Origin of the sequence: Allosediminivita pacifica, assembly GCF_003054175.1 — a bacterium.
GTDB lineage: Bacteria > Pseudomonadota > Alphaproteobacteria > Rhodobacterales > Rhodobacteraceae > Allosediminivita > Allosediminivita pacifica.
In genome coordinates this window covers 14,088-33,171 of the sequence record NZ_QBKN01000037.1, presented here as the reverse complement: position 1 = coordinate 33,171, position 19,084 = coordinate 14,088, and the positions used below count along the sequence as shown (strand labels likewise).

Sequence of the window (19,084 nt, the reverse complement as noted above, 5' to 3'; positions counted from 1 at the left end):
TGGTAATCTTTGACATGACCGCCTCCCATTAAGGATTGTTGCGATCCCACCTTGGCACAGCGATGCCGTCGGGGGGCGGTTACAGCATCAAAGCCCGACGAGGTCGAGACCGCAGTCCTTCGCGACCTCGAATCTTATCTGGGCGAAAACGACAAGGACGACGACTTCAGTTTCGACGCCCTCACGCTGGATTTCCCCGAAGATGCCGGCGGCGGTGCGGAGGAGATCCTGCCTGCACCGCTCGACGAAAACGCGCAACGACGCTTCACGATCAGCTTCAAACCGTCACGCGAGATGTACGCCAACGGGCATGAACCACTGCTGATCTTCGATGCCCTCGCCGAACTCGGGCCACTCGAAGTTGCGGCCCATCACGACGATCTTCCGGGCTTCGACGATTTCGATCCCCTCGACGCCGTCATGAGCTGGACCATTATCCTGTATACGACCGAGAGCGAGACAACGCTGCACGAGATCTTCGAATTCGTGGATGCGCTTTGCGAGATCGACATTTCAGTTGAGGAAGTCGATGGCGAGGAGGCGCCCGTCGCCTCTCTCCCTTTGGACGAGCCGGCGCAGGAGCCGGTTAGTGATCCCGAAACGCTCCCTGAGCTCCCCCAGTCATCGGTCGACGCCCCTGCCTCCGACGACAATCACCCGGAACTGGCATCAGGCAAGGGCAGCGAAAGCGAAAAAGAGCCGCGCGGCCCGAAACCGACGCTGCGCGTCGATCTTGATCGAGTCGATCGGCTCATCAACACGGTGGGGGAGCTCATCATCAACCAGGCGATGATCTCTCAGCGGATCGAGGAACTCGATCTACCCACCGGCGCGCATCTGACAAACGAGCTCGAAGCCTACAAGCTTCTGGCACGGGATATCCAGGAAGGTGTCATGGCAATCCGTGCGCAGCCGGTAAAGCCGCTGTTCCAGCGCATGTCACGCATCGTCCGCGAGGCCTCCGAGGCAACTGGCAAGCGCTCGAAACTCGTGACCGTCGGCGACTCGACCGAGGTCGACAAGACAGTCATCGAGCGTCTCGCAGATCCACTCACTCACATGGTGAGAAACGCCGTCGACCACGGCCTCGAAAAGCCCGACGATCGCAAGGCACAGGGCAAAGATCTCGTAGGAACAATCCGGCTGTCAGCCTCGCACCGTTCTGGCAGCGTCTTCATCGAGATCGCCGATGATGGCGCAGGCCTCAATCGGGAGAGAATACTCGCAAAGGCAATCGAAAAGGGACTCGTGGCGCCCGAAACCGAGCTTTCCGAGCCCGAAATCGACAATCTTCTGTTCCTTCCGGGCTTCTCCACGGCCAGCACCGTATCCAACCTCTCGGGGCGCGGCGTAGGCATGGATGTCGTGAAAAACGCGGTTCAGGCACTCGGCGGACGCGTTTCGATCACATCCGCACCAGCGGCGGGCACGACCTTCACGATCATTCTCCCTTTGACCCTCGCGGTCATGGACGGCTTTGTCATTTCCGTTGCCGATCAGACCATGGTGATCCCGATCGCGTCGATCCTTGAGACGATCCGACCCAGTGAGCGCGACATCCATGTCCTAGGGACACGCAGCAAAGTGATCCAGATCCGCGGTTCCTATGTACCGATCGTCAACGTGGCCAGCAATCTCGGCCTGCCCACCGACGAAAACCAAGGCGGCCACGGGATCCTGCTGCTGGTGTCGACCGAAACCCAGGGCCTGATCGCACTCAAGGTCGAGGCGATCCACGACCAGAGACAAGTGGTCATCAAGAGCCTTGAAAGCAACTACGGCGCGATCGCCGGTGTCTCGGCCGCGACCATCCTCGGCGATGGCAAGATCGCCCTCATTCTAGATCCCGAAGAACTGGTCCGGCTGACCCCCTCAGCGCCGATGATGTCCGTGGGCCCGGCAGATATGGAGCTTTTCGATGCTTGATAACAGTGGCGATTCCGCGTCGATGACGCATTTCGAGTTTATCACCTTCTCGGCCGGCGGGCAGAGCTTCTGTCTAGAGATCACCCAAATTCGCGAGATCCGTCGCTGGGCTCCGGTAACGAAGCTGCCTCATACTCCCCCAGACGTACTTGGGGTCATGAATCTGCGCGGCGCAGTTATCCCGATCTTCGATCTCGCGTCTCGCTTCGGTCTCGGCCGCACAGCCGAGAACGAGCGGAACGTCGTGATCGTCGCCGCGTCCGGATCGACCACAATCGGGCTTCTGGTAGAATCCGTCTCAGAAATTCTTTCGGTCGAGAAAGACTCGATCCAAGAGACTCCTGACATCAAGTCCGAAGCAACTAAGCACAGCATTCTCGGCGTGATCTCCGTCGACGACGCGATGGTACGCGTGGTCAATCTCGACGCAGTACTCGACGAAGACACAGGAACCGTATTGTGACAACCGCCCCCGACAAAGTGGCTTCCGAGGCTGCGGGATTCAGTGACGCAGAATTCCGCCAACTCGCCGCGCTCGCGCGTAGCGAGTTCGGGCTCAGTCTTGCCGAAAGCAAGAAACCCCTTGTCTTTTCGCGGCTTTCCAAGCGCTTGAAGGCCCGTAATGTCGACGGCTTTTCCGCGTACCTCAAGCTGCTGACTCAACCCGGAGAAGATGCCGAGAAGCTCGAATTGATCTCAGCTCTCACCACGAACGTCACCAGCTTCTTCAGGGAAAGCCACCATTTCCACACACTGCGTGAGGAACTCATGCCCGAGCTCTCGAAGACCGCCCGCGCCGGAGGCCGGGTGCGGCTCTGGTCCTCGGCGTGCTCCTCCGGGCAGGAAGCCTATTCCATCGCAATGACCGTCCTCGATTGTCTGCCGGAAGCATCGAAACTCAACGTTCGGATCCTTGCCACCGACATCGACCCAGCCATCGTCCGCCGTGCGCGCGAGGGACGCTACCACGCCGACGAACTCGCGGGCATCCCAGAAGGCTTTCGCCGAAAATGGACCCGCGCCAGTGGCCCTGATCATTTCGAGATGATCGAAGAAGCCAAGGACCTCATCACTTTCGGCGAATTGAACCTCATTTCGCCCTGGCCCTTTCACGGTCCGTTTGATGCGATCTTCTGCCGCAACGTCGCGATCTACTTCGATCAGGAAACCCAACAGGGACTTTGGAAAGCGCTAACCGAAAAGCTTCGGCAAGAGGGAATCCTCTTCATTGGGCACTCCGAGCGGGTGTCCGGACCAGCTGCCGGCATACTCAGCACGGCGGGCGTAACCAGCTACAGAAAGTGCCAAGGCGCAGCCGCCACCGGTAAGAACTAGGAGTTCAGGATGGGCTTGAAAGACAATCTACGCATCATGGTCGTGGACGACATGGCCACCAGCCGCGGCCTGATCACCCAGGCCCTCGACGAGATCGGCATCAAGAACTACGTCACGGAAAACGATGGCAAAAAGGCTTTCAGCCGTCTCGCCGCCACTCCAGTACACTTGGTTCTCTCTGACTACAATATGCCCGGCATGGACGGTCTTGGTCTGCTCAAAGCCGTTAGAACCAATCCCGCCACCCAGAAGATCGGATTCATACTCGTCACCGGCAAACCAACGCCTGAGATTGTGGCGGAGGCCAAAAAGCTCGGCCTCAACAATATGATCAAGAAACCCTTCACCTCCGACTCCATGAAGCAATGTATCGAGAGCGTGGTAGGCCGCCTATGAATGATCGGTTCCACATGGCCGCTTCAACCACTGCACGAACGGCCACCCAACGGGTGGCCGAGGAACTGCGACTGATGCGTGATCGGCTGCATTCGCTCGAGGATGGGCTCTCGGACATCTGTGCAAGTGGCGACAAGGCACTGGCCGGCAATGCCGTGGCAGCACTTCAACAGGTCGATATCCTTGTCCAATCCTCGGTCGCCCTCGCGAGCTTCATGGACGCCGTCGCCGAGGACATGCCGGAAGATCGCACGTTCTCAGCTATCGAGGCGCTGAGCAAGATGCCGTTGCGCGACATGGCGCTGCGCCTTTCGGGCACGTCGCAACCCCATGCCCAAGGAGGGTCTCCCGAACTCTTCTGATCAGGGATGACCGCCTCGCAGCGTGATCCAACAGCACGCTCGGAACATAGGCAAGGAACGAGGAGTACGCAGGTCGTGAACAGGATTTCCCTTTTGATTGCCGTCCCCGATGCCAGCCAGCGCGAACGGTTGTCGTCGGCCCTCCAGCGCGAGCCGGACATGCAAGTGCTGGCCGTGACGCATGACCTGATGAACACCTACAATGAGGTCGAGTCCCGGACGCCCTCCGCCGTTCTGATCGACGATCGACTTGCCGCCCAACCTGAATTCGAGGTCATGCGTGGGCTCTTCTCAGCCTTAGACGTAAGATGGCTGATCATATCCGGCGGCGCGGGCGCCGCGCGTCCCTCGGCGGGCAGCCTGCAGAAATCCGGGCTCTTCGCCGTCTCGGCCCAAAGCTCGCCCGGCGAGCTTGCGCAGCGCATCCGCGAGGTGACGCGCAGCAGCCGACAGTCGAGCCCTCGGCCCGTTGCCACCGCACCTGCAGCCGCATCGGCCCCGAGCAACGGCAAGCTGATCCTCATTGGCTCCTCGACCGGCGGCGTCGACGCGTTGATGAACGTGCTTTCGGCCTTCCCCGCGAACTGCCCTCCGACGCTGATCGTCCAGCACACCGGCGGTGGCTTCGGGATAAGTCTCGTACGCCTGCTCGACCGGCAGTGCGCAGCCGACGTCACGCTGGCGGCGGAGAACCACCCTCTTGCTCCCGGCAGAATTGTCGTCGCCGCAGGGACCAAGGCGCATCTCACGCTGGCCGCGAATGGCGCTCCTTCCGCCGGGCTGTCACCCGGTGCCCCAGTGAACGGGCACATGCCCTCGGTCGATGCGCTCTTTGAATCGGCTCTACCGATTGCGCGCCGGGTTGTAGCCGCAATCCTAACCGGAATGGGGCGCGACGGGGCACAGGGCATGAAGGCGCTGTCCGACCGCGGCGCGATAACGATGGCCCAGGATGAGGCGACCTCCGTGGTCTATGGCATGCCCCGGGCGGCTTGCGAACTCGGCGCCGCGCAATCGAGCCTGCCTCTTCAGCAAATCGGCCCGGCACTCTTGCGGGCCTGCCGGAGCGAGGCTGGCGCTTCCCGGAGGATGAACACATGAGCGGATCGGAAAAAGTCGTCACCGTCATCCAGGGAGAATATCGGATCTCTGACGATCCCGCCGTGATCTTCTCGACGGTTCTGGGCTCCTGCGTGGCCGTCTGCCTTTGCGATCTCGAGCGGCGGATCGGCGGAATGAACCACTTTCTTCTGCCAAGCCGCGCGGGCAAGGACGGCGCCAACGAGCGCTACGGTGCCTACTCGATGGAATTGCTCATCAACGGTCTCCTCAAACAAGGCGCGCAACGATCCCGACTAAGGGCCAAGCTTTTCGGGGGCGCCAAGATGATGTCGAACCTAGGCGACATCGGCACGTCAAACGCCCGCTTTGCGCATGAATTCCTGGCCAACGAGAGCATTCCCATACTCGGCGAAAGCCTTGGTGGCACCTCCGCAAGGAGGGTTCGCTTCTCGCCCGTGACGGGTCGTGCGAAGCAATTGCTCGTGGCAGGCGATGTGGCCGAAGTCGCGCCGATCGTCGCACCGCCCAAACCGCCGATCGCGAGCGACGTCACGCTTTTCTGACGTCTGCGCTAGTGGAGCTTTTGCCGGAGCTGCGGCGGCAATCGTGCAGGCTGCCCCTGCAACGACGTACAGACCGCCGTAACTTCGGCGCGGAACAGGATCTTGCCCTCGAGCATCACCTCCTGCGTCATAACGAGCCGCGCGCCGGTCACGGACTTCACGCTGGTGCGCACTTCGAGAAGGTCATCATAGCGCGCTGGGGCGAGGTAATCCGCTTCGACCCGTCGCACGACGAAGATCAGGCCCTGTTCGCGCATCGCGTTCTGGTCGAGCCCCTGTTCACGAACCCAGTCAGATCGCGCGCGTTCGATGTATTTGAGATAGTTGGCATGATACACGAGGCCGCCCATATCGGTGTCCTCGTAATACACGCGTACGCTAAAGACGTGCCTCATCCCTGTCCCCCGGTCGTCCCGCAGCGCGCGGACCGTAAGCGTCGAGGCGAGGTGATGCAACGTCAGTCAGGACGATGTCGGACCATCGGCGGAAATCAATCCATGGCCGACCGCCATGACAGCTGCAGTGGTCCTGTCATTGCAGTCGAGCTGCTCGTAGAGGCGACGCATCAGGGTATCCACCGTATGGGCCGAGAGCCCGAGGATTGTCGCAATCTCGGCGTTGGACTTGCCGTGCACCAGCCAGCTCAGGACCTCCCGCTCCCGTGCCGAGAGGGCGGGCCTGTCGGTCTCTGGCGCGCGGAGCAGCCTGACGTAAAACTGGTGGAGGATCTGCCCCCCGACCTGCAGCTTCCGGGCACAGGAAACCGAGGAGGACAAGCCGGATTGAAGTCCATGGCAAAGCCGTGCCGAAGCCCGGGACCAAACACCGGCACGATCATTGCCGCGCCCGTGTGATTGGGCCAGAGAAGGTCGAGAAACGCCGAATGCCGAGCCGAGATCAACCCGAAGCCCGAAGATGGCGCAGACGACATCCAGTCCGCCGAACGATAGGGAAGGGGATCACACTGCCACAGCGCCTGGCTCTCGTAGCGCTCTGCGGGCAGCGCACCGGCTCCCCAACTGCGCAGTGACGGGGATCCTGACTGAGCAGGGCTGTGGCACATACTGGACATAGAGGACAGCATCAGCGGCATGCGACGCGAAATAGTGAGTTGCGCGGTCCCAGAGATCATCCGGGCCCCTCGCCTGAACCGCCGCATCCAGCAGCTCATCGAACTTCATCGGCCAGGTCCTTCCGACAATCGACCCGTCGCGCCGGACATGCCGGCATTCATCGAAGATAAGTTGAGCCCACCCCAGCTGACAACATTGCCGCACGCTACTCCGCCGTGCCGCACATCCTTATGGTCCCTAGCGCTTCCGACGGCCCTTCCCTGCTGTCCTACTGTGGAAGGCCGGGGGACGTTTGGAAACCCATCCGATGAACCTGCCAAGGTGCGGATGAGACCTCAGGGCCTCAACCGTATGATAGTCCCGGGCGAGCTCCCCCTCTGTCAACGTAGCATGTATTTCACTATGACAGATTTGATGAAGCAACACGACCGGACCACCCTTGCCGCCCTTCAGCTTCGGGATCAGGTGATGCAGGCTCTGCGGCGCCTCCGGCGGGATGGGCCGGCCGTAGAGGGGACAGATCGGATCGGGCATGGCATCGCCTCCACGCGGCATGACACCGCGCAAGACTAGCGCGTTGGATGAACAGAACAAAACCGAAGAGGTTCTCGTTGTGGGGGCCGGCCCGGCGGGCCTGATGGCAGCCGATGCCCTGCTTTCGCGCGGGTATCCCGTGCTATTGGCAGAGGCCAAGCCTTCTCCCGCCCGCAAGTTCCTGATGGCCGGAAAATCCGGCCTGAACCTCACCAAGATCGAGGCGGACGAAACATTCCGCAGCGCCTACGGATCGGGTAGCGCAGCGCTCTCCCCCATGCTCGACACCTTCGGACCGGAGGAGGTGCGCGACTGGGCAGAGGGGCTGGGGCAGGACACCTTCGTCGGCTCAACCGGGCGTCTCTTTCCCGTGGCCATGAAAGGCTCACCCCTGTTGCGGGCCTGGCTGGCACGGCTGGACGCGATGGGTCTCAGGCGGCGCACGCGCTGGCGCTGGGAAGGGTGGGAAAATCAGGCGTCTCTCTTCACCACGCCCGAGGGAAGGCAGCCCGTCACTCCGCGCGCCACCGTTCTGGCGCTCGGCGGCGCAAGCTGGGCCCGCCTTGGCTCGGATGGCCGCTGGGCCGACCATTTCGCGTCAGCAGGCCTCTCGGTGGCCCCATTCGCCCCATCCAACGCCGGGCTGACAATCCATTGGTCCGGTCACATGACGCCGCACCTGGGCAGGCCGTTGAAAAATATCCGTCTCAGCGCAGGGACCCTCACAAGCCGTGGCGAAGTCACGCTTTCTGCGCACGGCCTCGAAGGCGGCGGCCTGTACCCGCTCACGCCCGCGCTGCGCGACGGCGCAACGCTGGCGATCGACCTATTCCCCGATCTTGACACTTCCAGCCTGACGAAGCGGATCGAGAAGCCTCGTGGCAAGCAGAGCCTTTCGAACCACCTGCGCAAGACATTGAAGCTATCACCGCAGGTGCAAGCCCTGATGATGGAGTTTGCCCGGCCGCTGCCGACCGACCCGGGGGCACTCGCCCGTCTGCTCAAGGCGCTTCCGATCCCGCACGACGGGCCTCGTCCCATGGACGAGCCCATTTCGACCGCCGGCGGCGTACCCTTCGACAGCCTGGACACCGGGCTCATGCTGCGGGCACGCCCTGGCACCTTCTGCGCCGGCGAGATGCTGGACTGGGAGGCCCCGACCGGGGGCTATCTGCTCACCGCCTGTCTGGCGACCGGCTTCTGGGCCGGTCGTCACGCGGCAGGCTGGCTCGAGAAGGGCGCTTAGACAGCCTTCTTGAGGCTCTCATCAAGGTAGATCTCGCGCAGACGGGCGGTACGCGCGCCCGGCTTGCCATCGCCGATCTTGGTACCATCGATTTGCACGACGGGCATGACAAAGGACGAGGCTGAAGTAATGAACGCCTCTTCGGCCTGCTGCGCCTCTTCGATGGTAAAGGATCGCTCCTCGACCTCCATCTGCGCCTCGCGGGCAAAGCGCAGCACCGCGGCCCTCGTGATACCATGCAGAATGTCGGTGGACAGTTCGCGGGTGACGATCTTGCCGTCCTTGATGATGTAGGCGTTGTTGCTCGTACCCTCGGTCACCTTGCCATCCATGACCATCCAGGCGTCATCCGCGCCGGCCTTCTGCGCCATCATCTTGCCCATGGAGGGGTAAAGCAGCTGCACGGTCTTTATGTCGCGACGTCCCCAGCGCAGGTCGTCGATCGAGATCACCCGAATGCCGGTCTTGGCCACCGGCGAGTTTGCAAGGCCCGGCTTCGACTGGGTGAACAGCACGACCGTGGGCTCGGTGGTCTCGGGGTCGGGAAAGAGGAAATCGCGATCACCGGGCGCGCCACGCGTCACCTGCAGGTAGATGAGACCGTCGGTGATCTCGTTCGTGCGCACCAGCTCACGATGGACCTCCAGCAGGGCCTCCCGGCTCATCGGCATCTTCATGTCGAGCTCGCCGAGACTGCGCTCCAGGCGCACGGCGTGCCCCTCGAAGTCGATCAGCTTGCCACCCAGCACGCTCGTTACCTCGTAGACCCCGTCCGCCATCAGGAAGGCGCGATCAAAGATCGAAACCTTGGCTTCGGTCTCGGGAAGGTATTCGCCGTTCACATAGACGGTGCGGGTCATCTCGGTTCTCCTGCATTTGGCGCCTGCACCCCGGGCACAGGCCGTCGGGGCCTCAGCCCCAGAGTTCGGGCTCGGACGGGTGAACGCCAAGCTCATCATAGATCAGCGGTTGCTCGCGGTCCTCGGCCAGAAGCAGCGGTCCGTCAAGATCGGTGAAGGCCGCGCCCTGAGCCAGCAGCACCGCCGGAGCCATGGCCAGAGACGACCCCACCATGCAGCCGACAAAGATGCCGTAGCCCTGAACCGTGGCTTCTTCGCGAAGCAGAAGCGCCTCGGTCAGACCGCCGGTCTTGTCGAGCTTGATGTTCACGAGGTCGTACTTCCCGGCGAGATCGGCCAGGCTTGCGCGGTCATGGCAGCTTTCGTCGGCGCAGACCGGCACCGGGCGCTCCATGTCGCGCAGTGCCTCGTCGTCGCCGGCGGGCAGCGGTTGTTCGACCATGGCCACGCCCAGCCGTTTCAGATGCGGGGCAAGATCCGCGTAGTCCTGCGCGCTCCAGCCCTCGTTGGCATCGACGATGATCGTCGTGTCGGGCGCGCCAGCCCGCACGGCCTCAAGCCTTCCAAGGTCGTCCGAGGTACCAAGCTTGACCTTGAGCAGCGGCCGCGCGGCGTGCGTTTCTGCCTGGGCTCGCATGGCCTCGGGCGTGTCGAGCGAAAGGGTATAGGCGGTAATTTCGGGTCCCGGCATGGGCAGGCCCGCCAGTTGCCAGGCCCGCTTGCCCGACTGCTTGGCCTCGAGATCCCAGAGCGCGCAGTCGACCGCGTTGCGCGCGGCGCCCGCCGGCAGGAGCTCTTGCAGCGCCTCGCGGGTCGCGTCGTCGGGCAAGCTCTCGATCTCGGCACTCACGCTGTCGAGCGTCTCGTCGTAGCGCGCGTAGGGTACACATTCCCCCTGCCCCGTCACCCCGTCGCGGGTGATCCGCACCCGGATGACCTGCGCCTCGGTGCGCGATCCCCGGCTGATGGTGAAGGCCTGCGCCAGTCGGAAAACATCCCGCGTGACTTCGATGCTCATGCCTGTTTCTGCCTTTTGTCAGTTCCAGTCTGCCCTGCGCCGTCGCGCGAGGGCGGTCGGGGCGACTGTCCCGGCCCAAGGCCCGGCGTCACCCCGTTGTCGCTCAGACCTCGGCCAGCGCGTCGGCTAGCCGGTCGGCCCCATGGCGGAACGGGTCAACCGTCGGGAAACCGAGCCGCGCTTCGACCTCTTCGCAATAGCGCGTGGCCTCGGCATCGCTCATGTGCTGGGTATTGATCGAAATGCCGACGACCTTGCAAGCGGGATTGGCGACCTTGGCCAGCGCCAGCGCCATGTCGCGCAGGTCCTCGAGCGAGGGCAGCGTGTAGCCTGGCAGGCCGCGCATGTGGCTGCGGGTCGGTTCGTGGCAGAGGATCAGCGCATCGGGCTGGCCCCCATGGATCAGCGCCAGCGTCACGCCGGAGTAGCTCACATGGAACAGGCTGCCCTGTCCCTCGATCACGTCCCAGTGGTCCTCGTCGTTGTCCGGCGTCAGCCATTCGATACTGCCGGCCATGAAGTCGGCGATCACCGCGTCGAGCGGCACGCCCTCGCCGGTGATCAGGATGCCGGTCTGGCCGGTGGCGCGGAAGCTGGACTTGAGGCCCTTTTTCTTCAGCGACGCATCGAGCGCGAGCGCGGTGTACATCTTGCCGACGGAGCAATCGGTGCCTACGGCCAGCACCCGCTTGCCCTTGCGCGGCTCGCCATTGGCGATCGGATAATCGACCTCGGGCACGCGCACGTCGTGCAGCGACCGGCCCGTGGCCTCGGCCACGGCGACGAGGTCGGGCTCGTCGCGCAGCAGATTGTGCAGCCCCGAGGCGAGGTCGAAGCCCTCTTCCAGCGCTGCGATCAGCACCTTTTTCCAAGCCTTCGAGATCACGCCGCCGCGGTTCGCCACGCCGATCACCAGCGTCTTGGCGCCGGCTGCCTTGGCTTCGGCAAGGTCCATGTCGGGCAGCTTGAGGTCGGCCTTGCAGCCTTCCATGCGGAATTGTCCGACACAGTTGTCGGGTCTCCAGTCCTTGATACCCTGCGCCACCTTGGCGGCAAGGGCGTCGGGCGCGTCGCCCAGGAACAGCAGATAGGGTGTCTCGATCATGGAAGGCCTCCCCGGAGTCATTGATTTTCGCGGCATCATGCCAGCGTCTCGGCGGGACGTTATCCGAATTCCCGCGGATTTCACGGGTGTAACGCCCGAAAATCGCCCATGGTGCCCGCCAGTGTCGAAGGATCGTGCACAACACCCGCTGCACCGCGGCAGACGGCGGGCCAAAACATGCCGCAGGCGCGAAAGCAGGCTTGCGAAGCGCGCGGTAATTTAATAACCCAAACCGCAGATCATAACGCAACTTCGTTACCGAAAGGCGCCCACATGAGCTTCCGCATCCAGCCCGCGGCCCCCGCCTGCCCGAACCGCTGCCAGCTCTTCGGCCCGGGCTCGCGCCCCGCCATCTTCGAGAAGATGGCAGCCAGCGCCGCCGATGTCATCAACCTCGACCTCGAGGATTCGGTCTCGCCCGACGACAAGCCCGCCGCGCGCGCAAACATCATCCAGGCCATTGGCGACGTCGACTGGGGCCGCAAGACGCTCTCGGTGCGCATCAACGGGCTCGACACGCCCTACTGGTACCGCGACGTGGTCGAAATCCTCGAACAGGCCTCCGAGCGGATCGACCGCATCATGATCCCCAAGGTCGGCAACGCCGCCGACATCTACGCCGTCGATGCGCTCGCCACCGCCGTGGAACGCGCCACGGGCCGCACCAAGCCCGTGAAGTTCGAGGTCATCATCGAATCCGCCGCCGGCATCGCCCATGTCGAGGAGATCGCCGCCGCCAGCCCCCGGCTCGAGGCCATGAGCCTCGGCGCCGCGGACTTCGCCGCCTCCATGGGCATGGCGACCACCGGCATCGGCGGCACGCAGGAACCCTACTACATGCTGCACGAAGGCCAGAAGCACTGGTCCGACCCCTGGCACTGGGCGCAGGCGGCCATCGTCGCGGCCTGCCGCACGCATGGCGTCCTGCCCGTGGACGGCCCCTTCGGAGACTTCTCCGATGACGACGGCTTCCGCGCGCAGGCCCGCCGCTCGGCGGTGCTCGGCATGGTCGGCAAATGGGCCATCCACCCCAAGCAGGTCGCGCTCAGCAATGAGGTCTTCACCCCCTCGGACGAGGCCGTGACCGAAGCGCGCGAGATCCTCGCCGCGATGGAGGACGCCCGCGCCCGCGGCGAAGGTGCCACCGTCTACAAGGGCCGGCTCGTGGACATCGCCTCGATCAAGCAGGCCGAAGTCATCGTGCGCAACGCCGACATGATCGCGGCGCAGTAGCCGGGGCCACGGCGTCGCCGGTCATTGCATCCCGGCCCGCCAGCGCCCATTTTAGGAAATAAAGGCAGAAGGGGGGACTCGGCCCGACACCGTAGACCGACGGCAAGGCCCCAAGCGTCCACCACAGACCGCCTTCCCCGGACCGTTCGCGATCCGGTCCCGCATCCGGCCGCAGCCTGTGGCCGGAGATAGTCCTTCAGGAGACCACATGACCGCGAAGAAATCCGTGCCGGGCCCGTCCAAGGCCGAAACCCGCGCCGATCAGACCCACGCCGCCGCAACCGAGATCATCGACCGCGAGACCTCGGCACGGCAGGAAAAGACCGAACGCCTGCGCGCCGCGCGTCTCGAGCGCGATGCCGAAGAACGCGCCAAGGCCGCCGCGGCGGAAAAGTCCGCCAAGCGCAAGGCCGCGCGAAAGGCCAAGAGCACGACCTGACCGTCCCGCACCGGCGCGGTCAGGCCCGCTCGTCCTTTGGAGACCCCATGACGACATAGGACGTGATCGCGTTTACCTGCGGCAGCGTGCCCAGCACCTCGGTATGGAAGTGCTTGTAGGCGGCAAGGTCCGCCGCCTCGACCCGCAGGATGTATTCCAGCGCGCCCGTGATGTTGTGGCACTCCCGCACCTCGGGCGCGGCTTGCATGGCCCGCTCGAACGCCGCCTGCGCGCTCTTGGTGTGCAGGTTCAGCCCCACCGTGACGTAGGCGATGAAGCCCACACCGGTACGCTCGGGGCTAAGCACCGCGCGGTATCCCCGGATGACGCCCTCGCGCTCCAGCGCCGACACGCGGCGCAGGCAGGCCGAGGGCGAAAGCCCCACCTTCTCGGCCAGCGCAAGGTTGCTGATCCGCCCATCGCCGGACAGCACGCGCAATATTCTGCGGTCTATGTCGTCGAGATTGCCCATTGATTGCAGATTTAGCGACAACAGACCGCACTTCGCAATCCGTCACCGCCGCGGACAGGGCAATCATTGCGTCATGACACCGGATCTCTTCTTCGGCCTCGCGGCCTTTGCCCTCGCGACCACCTGCACGCCGGGCCCGAATAACGTGATGCTCATGGCCTCGGGCGCGAACTTCGGCTTCCGCCGGACCCTGCCCCACATGCTGGGCATCGCGCTCGGCTTCCCGGCCATGATCCTGCTCGTCGGGCTCGGGGTCATGCGCCTTTTCGAGGCCTGGCCTCTCTTGCGGACCATCCTCCTGGCGCTCTCGGTGCTCTACCTTGGATGGCTGGCCTGGAAGGTGGCCCGCGCCGCGCCCCCGGGCGAGGCGAAGGCCACCGGCACACCGCTGAGCTTTCTCCAGGCAGCGGCCTTCCAATGGGTGAACCCCAAGGCCTGGACCATGGGGCTTGGGGCGATCACGCTCTATGCCGCCAGCCGCGACCTGACCTCCGTCCTCTGGGTGGCAGGCACCTACATCGCGGCCTCGGTCATCTCGACCAGCGCCTGGACGGTCGCCGGCCAGCAACTGCGCCGCCTCCTGACCAACGGCACGCGGCTGCGCGTCTTCAACTACACCATGGCGACGCTGCTGCTGGCCTCGCTGCTGCCCGCGCTACTCGGCTGACACGGCGACAGGCACCAGCGGGGCGCAGATCTCGGTCAGCAGATCCTGCGGTGCCACGTCCCTGGGGGTGTTGAGGTAGACCTCGTAGGGTGGCCGTTCGGCCGGCTCGCGCCCCGACTGCGGCAGCCATTCGCCGTAGAGGTAGTCATAGGCGGTGTGCAGCTCCGAATACGGCCCCTTGAAGCGCAGCACCGCGCAGGGGCCACGGTCGAGCAACACCTCGTGCAGCCCATCGGGGATCGGAAAACCCGGCTCCACCACGATGCCCGCGTCGGCGCGCAGCTCCCCCTCGGGCTTCGACCCGGGATCGTCGTAGTAGACCCCGACCATGCCGCGCGCCTGCGGCCAGAGATCCCGCGCGGTGAAGATCGCGCTGACCTGTTCGAAGGTCCGTCCGGCCTTGATGTAGGGGCCGGTATGGCCCAGCGCCGCCAGCCGCAGCGACGGTCTTTCCTCGATACGCACATCGTGCATATCACGTCCTCCTCTCCTGAGCAAAACCTGCACGGCCCCTGGATTGCCCACCCTGCGATAGGCGGACGGGGTCATGCCGTAGAGTTCGCGAAAGCTCCGGTTGAAGCCGCGCAGGGTGCCGTAGCCTGCCCGCACGGCGATCTGCTCCACCGACCAGTCGGTCGAAACCAGCCACTGCGCCGCGCGCAATGCCCGCACGCGCCGCACCGCCTGGGCCGAGGTTTCGCCGGTCATGGCCCGGAACACCCGGTGCCATTGAAACCGCGACATCGCCGCAACCTCGGCCAGCGCGTCCAGCGACAGGTCCCCGTCGGGGTTGTCGTGGATGTGCTGCAAACCCGCCGGATGCGGCCCTCGTAATCCTGGCCCATGGGCCCCTCCTTCGCTCTCGCGGGTCCACGATCGCCGACACCGGCAGGACAAGTCTTGCTTTGTTGCATCGGCCTGCGACTGCCTCCATATAGGCGCCGTGCAACAGGAAGGGCGACGATGACCCACTACCTCGACTTCGAAAAACCCCTGGCCGAGATCGAAGGCAAGGCCGAAGAGCTGCGCGCCATGGCCCGCGGGAACGAGGACATGGACGTCGAAACCGAGGCCTCCGCGCTCGACAAGAAGGCCTCCGACATGCTGCGCGAGCTCTATTCGAAGCTCACGCCTTGGCGGAAGTGCCAGGTGGCGCGCCACCCCGAGCGTCCGCACTGCAAGGACTACATCGACGCGCTCTTCGACGAATGGACGCCGCTCGCCGGCGACCGCGGCTTCTCCGACGACCATGCCGTCATGGGCGGACTTGCCCGCTTCAACGACCGCCCGGTCATGGTGATCGGCCACGAGAAGGGCCATGACACACAGTCGCGCCTCACCCACAACTTCGGCATGGCGCGCCCCGAGGGCTACCGCAAGGCGATCCGCCTGATGGAGATGGCCGACCGCTTCGGCCTGCCGGTCATCAGCCTCGTCGACACGCCCGGCGCCTACCCCGGCAAGGGGGCCGAGGAACGCGGCCAGTCCGAGGCCATCGCACGCAGCACCGAGAAGTGCCTCCAGATCAAGGTGCCACTGCTGTCGATCATCATCGGCGAAGGCGGCTCCGGCGGCGCCGTGGCCTTCGCCACCGCCAACCGCGTGGCGATGCTCGAACACTCCGTCTACTCGGTGATCTCGCCCGAGGGCTGCGCCTCGATCCTGTGGAAGGATTCCAACAAGATGCGCGAAGCCGCCGAGGCCCTGCGCCTGACCGCGCAGGACCTGCTGCGGCTCGGCGTGGCCGACCGGGTGATCCCCGAACCGCGCGGCGGCGCCCACCGCGCGCCCACCGAGGCGATCTCGGCCGTCGGCAACACCATTTCGTCCATGCTGGCCGAGCTCGACGAGGTGCCCCGCGACCAGATCGTCGCCACGCGGCGCTCCAAGTTCCTGCGCATGGGCGCCCACGGGCTCGACGGCTAAAGCCCCCCGCCCGCGGCCAAACGCGCCACCTCGGCCACGTCCTTGCTGAGGGTGAGGTCTTCCAGGTCCGACAAGGCGACCCAGCGCGCATCCTGCGCGTCGTCCGCCGCCAGCGGCGCGCCCGCCTGCCATTCGCAAAGCACCGCGATCAGCACGAAGTGATGATCGGGCGCGGGCCCCGGCCCGATGACGTCCAGCGCGGTCAGGACACGCAGCGCCCGCGCCGTCACACCGGTTTCCTCGCGCAGTTCACGCTCCGCCGCCGCGTGCAGCGTCTCGCCGAAATCCACCTTGCCGCCGGGAAATCCCCAGAACCCCGCATCGGGCGGATTGCGCCGCTGCACCAGCAGCACCTCGGACCCCCGCGGCATGACGGCAAGAACCGCCGGCACGGGCCGCAGCACCGCCATCAGCGCGCCAGCATACGCAGGCCCTGCGTCACGTCCGACCGCACGGCCAGCCGCAGCCCCGGCTCGTCGCCCGCCTTCAGCGCCGCGATGATGAGCTTGTGGTACTGCGGGGCCTCGGTCCGGCGCAGCCGCCCGTAAAGCGCCCGCATCGTCGGCCCCAGCTGAAGCCACACCGTCTCGCACATGGCCAGCATCGCAGGGGCCTGCGCCCGCAGGTACAGCGTGCGGTGAAACTCTAGGTTCGTCCGGATATAGCCCACCGCGTCACGGTTGCTCACCACGTCCGAGATGGCGTTGTTGATGGTCTGCAACCGCTCGATCAGCGCCATGTGCGCGCGCGGCAGGGCGCGGCTCGCAAGTTCCACCTCGAGAAGCGCCCGAAGCGCCGCGAGTTCCTCGATCCGCTCGTTGGATAGCTCCGGTGTCGACACCCGCCCCGAGGAAGACATCTGCAGTGCCCCCTCCGCCACCAGACGCCGCACCGCCTCGCGCGCGGGGGTCATCGAAACCTCGAACTCGGCCCCGATCCCGCGCAGCGTCAGCGCCTCACCCGGCGCGATCTGCCCATGCAGGATACGCGTCCGCAGCCCTCGATAGACGCGATCATGGGCCGATTGGGCGGTGTCGGAAATACGGGGTGGAGCCAACATGCCCCCTTGTGATCACACGCAGCGCGCGCGTCAATCTCCGAAGCGATAGCTGTGCAGCGCCGCGCCGTTCTTGCGCAACCAGGTCCTCTGCGGCCGCCATTCGCCGTAGAGACGCTCCACCACCGACCAGAAAGCCGGCGAGTGGTTCATCTCGGCCAAGTGCGCCACTTCATGGGCCGCGACGTAATCGAGCACCTCCGGCGGCGCCATGACCAGACGCCAGGAAAACATGAGCCCGCCTTCCGAGGTGCAGCTGCCCCAGCGCGATCGGGTATCGCGAAGCGTGAGCTTTGAATAGGGTCTCCCGAGCGCTCCGGAATGCCGGTCCGCGGCCTCGGCAAGCCGCATCCGGGCCCGCTCCCGCAGCCATGCCCGCAAGCGGGCCGGCACCTGCGCCTCGGCGCCCGGAACGAGAATCGCCTCGCCCTCCAGCCGCACCGACCGGCCGGACACGGGCCGGACTTCCCGGGTAACACCCTCGACCGGCAAATGCGCGCCGATCCCCACACCGACCGGCGCCTCTCGGGCATCAAGGTGCCCGCGCAGCCAGGTCTCCTTCTCGCGCAGGAAGGACAGCGCTTCACGTTCGGGGACGCCCTTCGGAACGGTCAGCGTCACGCGTCCGTCCAGCGCCGACAGGCGCAGCGACAACCGCCGGGCCCGCGCCGAGCGCCGCAACGCAACGGCAACCGGCGGGTTGCCAGAAAGCGTGATCTGCCCCATATCCACCTCAAATCCCGGCGCCAAAAGCTTTGACAGCGTGAAACCGTTATGGCAGAGGCACCGGATTGTCGACCAGACTCAATGCACAGAGGGATCCCAATGCCCAAGGAAGAATGGGGCACGAAGCGTGTTTGCCCCACAACTGGCAAGAGGTTCTATGACCTGAACCGCGACCCGATCGTCAGCCCCTACACCGGCGAGGTGGTACACCTCGAGACCGGCAAGCGGAGCATGATCACCGCGGACGCGGAGGACGGCCAGACCCGCAAGGCCAAGGAATCGAAGACCGAAGACGCGGATGTCATCGAGGACGATGATGTCGAGGTCGATCTCGAAGATGATGATGTCCTTGACGACGAGAACGACGACAACGTCTCTCTCGAAGAGATCCGGGACGTGAGCGAGGACGACGACGAGAGCTGAGACCCTCGTCGAAAAACGAATCCGCCACGGGCGATTTTTCCGCTTGAACCCGCCCGTGGCTTTGCGTAATCACACGCCGACAGCGGCGGAAACGCCACTGAAGATGGGGCCTTAGCTCAGCTGGGAGAGCGCCTGCATGGCATGCAGGAGGTCAGCGGTTCGATCCCGCTAGGCTCCACCAAACTTCCTTTGAAAAGCACCAGATAGTTCTGCCTTTCTCGTCAGAGGATTTGCCTCTGCCGCGCAGACGGGTGCTGTTTTCCCTACGAGAATCTGCGCTTCTTGGATCCACGCCTTCGGGGGTGTCGATCCCGTCGCAGCCCTTCCCCCTTCACAACCGAGGATGGTCCATGAGCGACCATTTCTTCGTCGTGACGCGCAACCTTGGGCCGCGGGCGAGACTAGCCTGATCACCGGACTCGCCCGCTGCGACTTTCACACGATCCCCGAAATCCGGTCGCGCGTTCATTCGCGAGGAGATGGCCAGCGGCGAAGACACCCTCCCCCGGGCGGATCGCATGGCCTATGCCGAACGAATGCTGGAGCGCGTCCTGCGCACCTACAGCGCCGCACCGGCCCATTTTCTTAGGCCGCGGTTCCCGACACTCTAGGTTACCTGACCTTCTGCGGCCTCCCCGCGCCAACGTCGCTGCAGCGGCCA

24 protein-coding genes and 1 tRNA gene are annotated in these 19,084 nt (G+C 64.7%); 14 read left to right on the top strand and 11 right to left on the bottom strand.

Going from position 1 to position 19,084, the window contains the following annotated elements:
• Nucleotides 1-51 precede the first annotated feature (51 nt).
• From C8N44_RS20710 to C8N44_RS20680, 7 genes are all read left to right on the top strand, one after another.
• Nucleotides 52-1,926 (top strand): chemotaxis protein CheA, encoded by a 1,875-nt coding sequence (locus C8N44_RS20710; RefSeq protein ID WP_244641161.1) that lies wholly within the window; start codon nucleotides 52-54, stop codon nucleotides 1,924-1,926.
• Nucleotides 1,919-2,389, top strand: a complete 471-nt coding sequence (locus tag C8N44_RS20705; protein ID WP_107978664.1) for a chemotaxis protein CheW — start codon at nucleotides 1,919-1,921, stop codon at nucleotides 2,387-2,389. The genes C8N44_RS20710 and C8N44_RS20705 overlap by 8 nt, the downstream gene beginning before the upstream one ends.
• Entirely contained in the window at nucleotides 2,386-3,261 is an 876-nt protein-coding gene (locus tag C8N44_RS20700; RefSeq protein WP_308421254.1) for a CheR family methyltransferase, read from the top strand. The genes C8N44_RS20705 and C8N44_RS20700 overlap by 4 nt, the downstream gene beginning before the upstream one ends.
• Before the next feature lie 9 nt (nucleotides 3,262-3,270).
• Complete coding sequence (locus C8N44_RS20695) at nucleotides 3,271-3,657, top strand: response regulator (protein ID WP_107978662.1); 387 nt, start codon at nucleotides 3,271-3,273, stop codon at nucleotides 3,655-3,657.
• A 14-nt stretch (nucleotides 3,658-3,671) separates the two neighbouring features.
• A complete protein-coding gene (locus tag C8N44_RS20690) occupies nucleotides 3,672-4,019 on the top strand; it encodes a hypothetical protein (RefSeq protein WP_146178887.1) in 348 nt (115 codons plus the stop codon).
• 75 nt (nucleotides 4,020-4,094) lie between these two features.
• The gene (locus tag C8N44_RS20685) at nucleotides 4,095-5,120 is read left to right on the top strand and encodes a CheB methylesterase domain-containing protein (protein WP_107978660.1); all 1,026 of its coding nucleotides are present in this window, start codon (nucleotides 4,095-4,097) and stop codon (nucleotides 5,118-5,120) included.
• Nucleotides 5,117-5,644, top strand: coding sequence for a chemotaxis protein CheD (locus tag C8N44_RS20680; protein WP_107978659.1), 528 nt, complete (start codon nucleotides 5,117-5,119; stop codon nucleotides 5,642-5,644). The genes C8N44_RS20685 and C8N44_RS20680 overlap by 4 nt, the downstream gene beginning before the upstream one ends.
• Before the next feature lie 8 nt (nucleotides 5,645-5,652).
• Here the strand turns inward: C8N44_RS20680 and ybgC are convergent, their stop codons facing one another.
• The 3 genes from ybgC to C8N44_RS23925 form a co-directional block, all read right to left on the bottom strand.
• Nucleotides 5,653-6,039, bottom strand: coding sequence for a tol-pal system-associated acyl-CoA thioesterase (ybgC, locus tag C8N44_RS20675; protein WP_107978658.1), 387 nt, complete (start codon nucleotides 6,037-6,039; stop codon nucleotides 5,653-5,655).
• A 66-nt stretch (nucleotides 6,040-6,105) separates the two neighbouring features.
• Nucleotides 6,106-6,420: a response regulator transcription factor gene (locus C8N44_RS20670; RefSeq protein WP_158274117.1), complete on the bottom strand. Its 315-nt coding sequence runs from the start codon at nucleotides 6,418-6,420 to the stop codon at nucleotides 6,106-6,108.
• A gap of 534 nt (nucleotides 6,421-6,954) precedes the next feature.
• The gene (locus C8N44_RS23925) at nucleotides 6,955-7,251 is read right to left on the bottom strand and encodes an HNH endonuclease (RefSeq protein ID WP_107978655.1); all 297 of its coding nucleotides are present in this window, start codon (nucleotides 7,249-7,251) and stop codon (nucleotides 6,955-6,957) included.
• A gap of 19 nt (nucleotides 7,252-7,270) precedes the next feature.
• Here C8N44_RS23925 and C8N44_RS20655 point away from each other — a divergent pair, with 19 nt between their 5' ends.
• Nucleotides 7,271-8,497 carry a TIGR03862 family flavoprotein gene (locus tag C8N44_RS20655; protein ID WP_107978654.1) on the top strand — a complete coding sequence of 409 codons (1,227 nt, stop codon included), beginning with the start codon at nucleotides 7,271-7,273 and terminating at the stop codon, nucleotides 8,495-8,497.
• On the opposite strand, the gene C8N44_RS20650 is transcribed toward C8N44_RS20655, so the two are convergent.
• The 3 genes from C8N44_RS20650 to dgcN form a co-directional block, all read right to left on the bottom strand.
• On the bottom strand, nucleotides 8,494-9,357 hold the full coding sequence (locus tag C8N44_RS20650; RefSeq protein WP_107978653.1) for a D-amino-acid transaminase: 864 nt from the start codon (nucleotides 9,355-9,357) through the stop codon (nucleotides 8,494-8,496). The two genes, C8N44_RS20655 and C8N44_RS20650, sit on opposite strands and share 4 nt — an antisense overlap.
• A gap of 52 nt (nucleotides 9,358-9,409) precedes the next feature.
• Nucleotides 9,410-10,375, bottom strand: a complete 966-nt coding sequence (gene dgcA / locus C8N44_RS20645) for an N-acetyl-D-Glu racemase DgcA (protein WP_107978652.1) — start codon at nucleotides 10,373-10,375, stop codon at nucleotides 9,410-9,412.
• A gap of 103 nt (nucleotides 10,376-10,478) precedes the next feature.
• A complete protein-coding gene (gene dgcN / locus C8N44_RS20640; protein ID WP_107978651.1) occupies nucleotides 10,479-11,480 on the bottom strand; it encodes an N-acetyltransferase DgcN in 1,002 nt (333 codons plus the stop codon).
• 273 nt (nucleotides 11,481-11,753) lie between these two features.
• Between dgcN and C8N44_RS20635 the strand changes: the two genes are divergently transcribed.
• Both C8N44_RS20635 and C8N44_RS20630 read left to right on the top strand, forming a co-directional pair.
• Entirely contained in the window at nucleotides 11,754-12,713 is a 960-nt protein-coding gene (locus tag C8N44_RS20635; protein ID WP_107978650.1) for an L-malyl-CoA/beta-methylmalyl-CoA lyase, read from the top strand.
• 208 nt (nucleotides 12,714-12,921) lie between these two features.
• Nucleotides 12,922-13,152, top strand: coding sequence for a hypothetical protein (locus tag C8N44_RS20630; RefSeq protein WP_107978649.1), 231 nt, complete (start codon nucleotides 12,922-12,924; stop codon nucleotides 13,150-13,152).
• A gap of 19 nt (nucleotides 13,153-13,171) precedes the next feature.
• Here C8N44_RS20630 and C8N44_RS20625 read toward each other — a convergent pair whose 3' ends face one another.
• Nucleotides 13,172-13,624, bottom strand: a complete 453-nt coding sequence (locus tag C8N44_RS20625; RefSeq protein ID WP_107978648.1) for an Lrp/AsnC family transcriptional regulator — start codon at nucleotides 13,622-13,624, stop codon at nucleotides 13,172-13,174.
• 73 nt (nucleotides 13,625-13,697) lie between these two features.
• Here C8N44_RS20625 and C8N44_RS20620 point away from each other — a divergent pair, with 73 nt between their 5' ends.
• Nucleotides 13,698-14,291, top strand: coding sequence for a LysE family translocator (locus C8N44_RS20620; protein WP_107978647.1), 594 nt, complete (start codon nucleotides 13,698-13,700; stop codon nucleotides 14,289-14,291).
• Here C8N44_RS20620 and C8N44_RS20615 read toward each other — a convergent pair.
• The gene (locus tag C8N44_RS20615) at nucleotides 14,280-15,101 is read right to left on the bottom strand and encodes an AraC family transcriptional regulator (protein WP_308421256.1); all 822 of its coding nucleotides are present in this window, start codon (nucleotides 15,099-15,101) and stop codon (nucleotides 14,280-14,282) included. The genes C8N44_RS20620 and C8N44_RS20615 overlap by 12 nt on opposite strands.
• Before the next feature lie 153 nt (nucleotides 15,102-15,254).
• Here C8N44_RS20615 and C8N44_RS20610 point away from each other — a divergent pair, with 153 nt between their 5' ends.
• On the top strand, nucleotides 15,255-16,217 hold the full coding sequence (locus tag C8N44_RS20610) for an acetyl-CoA carboxylase carboxyltransferase subunit alpha (RefSeq protein ID WP_107978646.1): 963 nt from the start codon (nucleotides 15,255-15,257) through the stop codon (nucleotides 16,215-16,217).
• Here C8N44_RS20610 and C8N44_RS20605 read toward each other — a convergent pair.
• Genes C8N44_RS20605 through C8N44_RS20595 form a run of 3 tightly spaced genes read right to left on the bottom strand, consistent with a single transcriptional unit; the run spans nucleotide 16,214 to nucleotide 18,000 of the window.
• Nucleotides 16,214-16,627: an NUDIX hydrolase gene (locus C8N44_RS20605; protein ID WP_107978645.1), complete on the bottom strand. Its 414-nt coding sequence runs from the start codon at nucleotides 16,625-16,627 to the stop codon at nucleotides 16,214-16,216. The genes C8N44_RS20610 and C8N44_RS20605 overlap by 4 nt on opposite strands.
• The gene (locus tag C8N44_RS20600) at nucleotides 16,627-17,277 is read right to left on the bottom strand and encodes a GntR family transcriptional regulator (RefSeq protein ID WP_107978644.1); all 651 of its coding nucleotides are present in this window, start codon (nucleotides 17,275-17,277) and stop codon (nucleotides 16,627-16,629) included. Before C8N44_RS20600 ends, C8N44_RS20605 begins: the two co-directional genes overlap by 1 nt.
• 30 nt (nucleotides 17,278-17,307) lie before the next feature.
• Nucleotides 17,308-18,000: a M48 family metallopeptidase gene (locus tag C8N44_RS20595; RefSeq protein WP_107978643.1), complete on the bottom strand. Its 693-nt coding sequence runs from the start codon at nucleotides 17,998-18,000 to the stop codon at nucleotides 17,308-17,310.
• A gap of 99 nt (nucleotides 18,001-18,099) precedes the next feature.
• Between C8N44_RS20595 and C8N44_RS20590 the strand changes: the two genes are divergently transcribed.
• Nucleotides 18,100-18,423, top strand: a complete 324-nt coding sequence (locus tag C8N44_RS20590) for a TIGR02300 family protein (RefSeq protein ID WP_107978642.1) — start codon at nucleotides 18,100-18,102, stop codon at nucleotides 18,421-18,423.
• Nucleotides 18,424-18,528: 105 nt separating this feature from the next.
• A tRNA-Ala gene (locus C8N44_RS20585) sits at nucleotides 18,529-18,604 on the top strand.
• Nucleotides 18,605-19,084: the final 480 nt, after the last annotated feature.

What these genes read in the sequence shown, in the direction of transcription:
- C8N44_RS20705 (WP_107978664.1), top strand. Translation starts at nt 1,919, where the DNA reads ATGCTTGATAACAGTGGCGATTCCGCGTCGATGACGCATTTCGAGTTT.
- C8N44_RS20695 (WP_107978662.1), top strand. Translation starts at nt 3,271, where the DNA reads ATGGGCTTGAAAGACAATCTACGCATCATGGTCGTGGACGACATGGCC.
- C8N44_RS20690 (WP_146178887.1), top strand. Translation starts at nt 3,672, where the DNA reads ATGGCCGCTTCAACCACTGCACGAACGGCCACCCAACGGGTGGCCGAG.
- C8N44_RS20680 (WP_107978659.1), top strand. Translation starts at nt 5,117, where the DNA reads ATGAGCGGATCGGAAAAAGTCGTCACCGTCATCCAGGGAGAATATCGG.
- ybgC (WP_107978658.1), bottom strand. Translation starts at nt 6,039, where the DNA reads ATGAGGCACGTCTTTAGCGTACGCGTGTATTACGAGGACACCGATATG.
- C8N44_RS23925 (WP_107978655.1), bottom strand. Translation starts at nt 7,251, where the DNA reads ATGCCCGATCCGATCTGTCCCCTCTACGGCCGGCCCATCCCGCCGGAG.
- C8N44_RS20655 (WP_107978654.1), top strand. Translation starts at nt 7,271, where the DNA reads ATGACACCGCGCAAGACTAGCGCGTTGGATGAACAGAACAAAACCGAA.
- C8N44_RS20650 (WP_107978653.1), bottom strand. Translation starts at nt 9,357, where the DNA reads ATGACCCGCACCGTCTATGTGAACGGCGAATACCTTCCCGAGACCGAA.
- dgcA (WP_107978652.1), bottom strand. Translation starts at nt 10,375, where the DNA reads ATGAGCATCGAAGTCACGCGGGATGTTTTCCGACTGGCGCAGGCCTTC.
- dgcN (WP_107978651.1), bottom strand. Translation starts at nt 11,480, where the DNA reads ATGATCGAGACACCCTATCTGCTGTTCCTGGGCGACGCGCCCGACGCC.
- C8N44_RS20635 (WP_107978650.1), top strand. Translation starts at nt 11,754, where the DNA reads ATGAGCTTCCGCATCCAGCCCGCGGCCCCCGCCTGCCCGAACCGCTGC.
- C8N44_RS20630 (WP_107978649.1), top strand. Translation starts at nt 12,922, where the DNA reads ATGACCGCGAAGAAATCCGTGCCGGGCCCGTCCAAGGCCGAAACCCGC.
- C8N44_RS20625 (WP_107978648.1), bottom strand. Translation starts at nt 13,624, where the DNA reads ATGGGCAATCTCGACGACATAGACCGCAGAATATTGCGCGTGCTGTCC.
- C8N44_RS20620 (WP_107978647.1), top strand. Translation starts at nt 13,698, where the DNA reads ATGACACCGGATCTCTTCTTCGGCCTCGCGGCCTTTGCCCTCGCGACC.
- C8N44_RS20610 (WP_107978646.1), top strand. Translation starts at nt 15,255, where the DNA reads ATGACCCACTACCTCGACTTCGAAAAACCCCTGGCCGAGATCGAAGGC.
- C8N44_RS20605 (WP_107978645.1), bottom strand. Translation starts at nt 16,627, where the DNA reads ATGGCGGTGCTGCGGCCCGTGCCGGCGGTTCTTGCCGTCATGCCGCGG.
- C8N44_RS20600 (WP_107978644.1), bottom strand. Translation starts at nt 17,277, where the DNA reads ATGTTGGCTCCACCCCGTATTTCCGACACCGCCCAATCGGCCCATGAT.
- C8N44_RS20595 (WP_107978643.1), bottom strand. Translation starts at nt 18,000, where the DNA reads ATGGGGCAGATCACGCTTTCTGGCAACCCGCCGGTTGCCGTTGCGTTG.
- C8N44_RS20590 (WP_107978642.1), top strand. Translation starts at nt 18,100, where the DNA reads ATGCCCAAGGAAGAATGGGGCACGAAGCGTGTTTGCCCCACAACTGGC.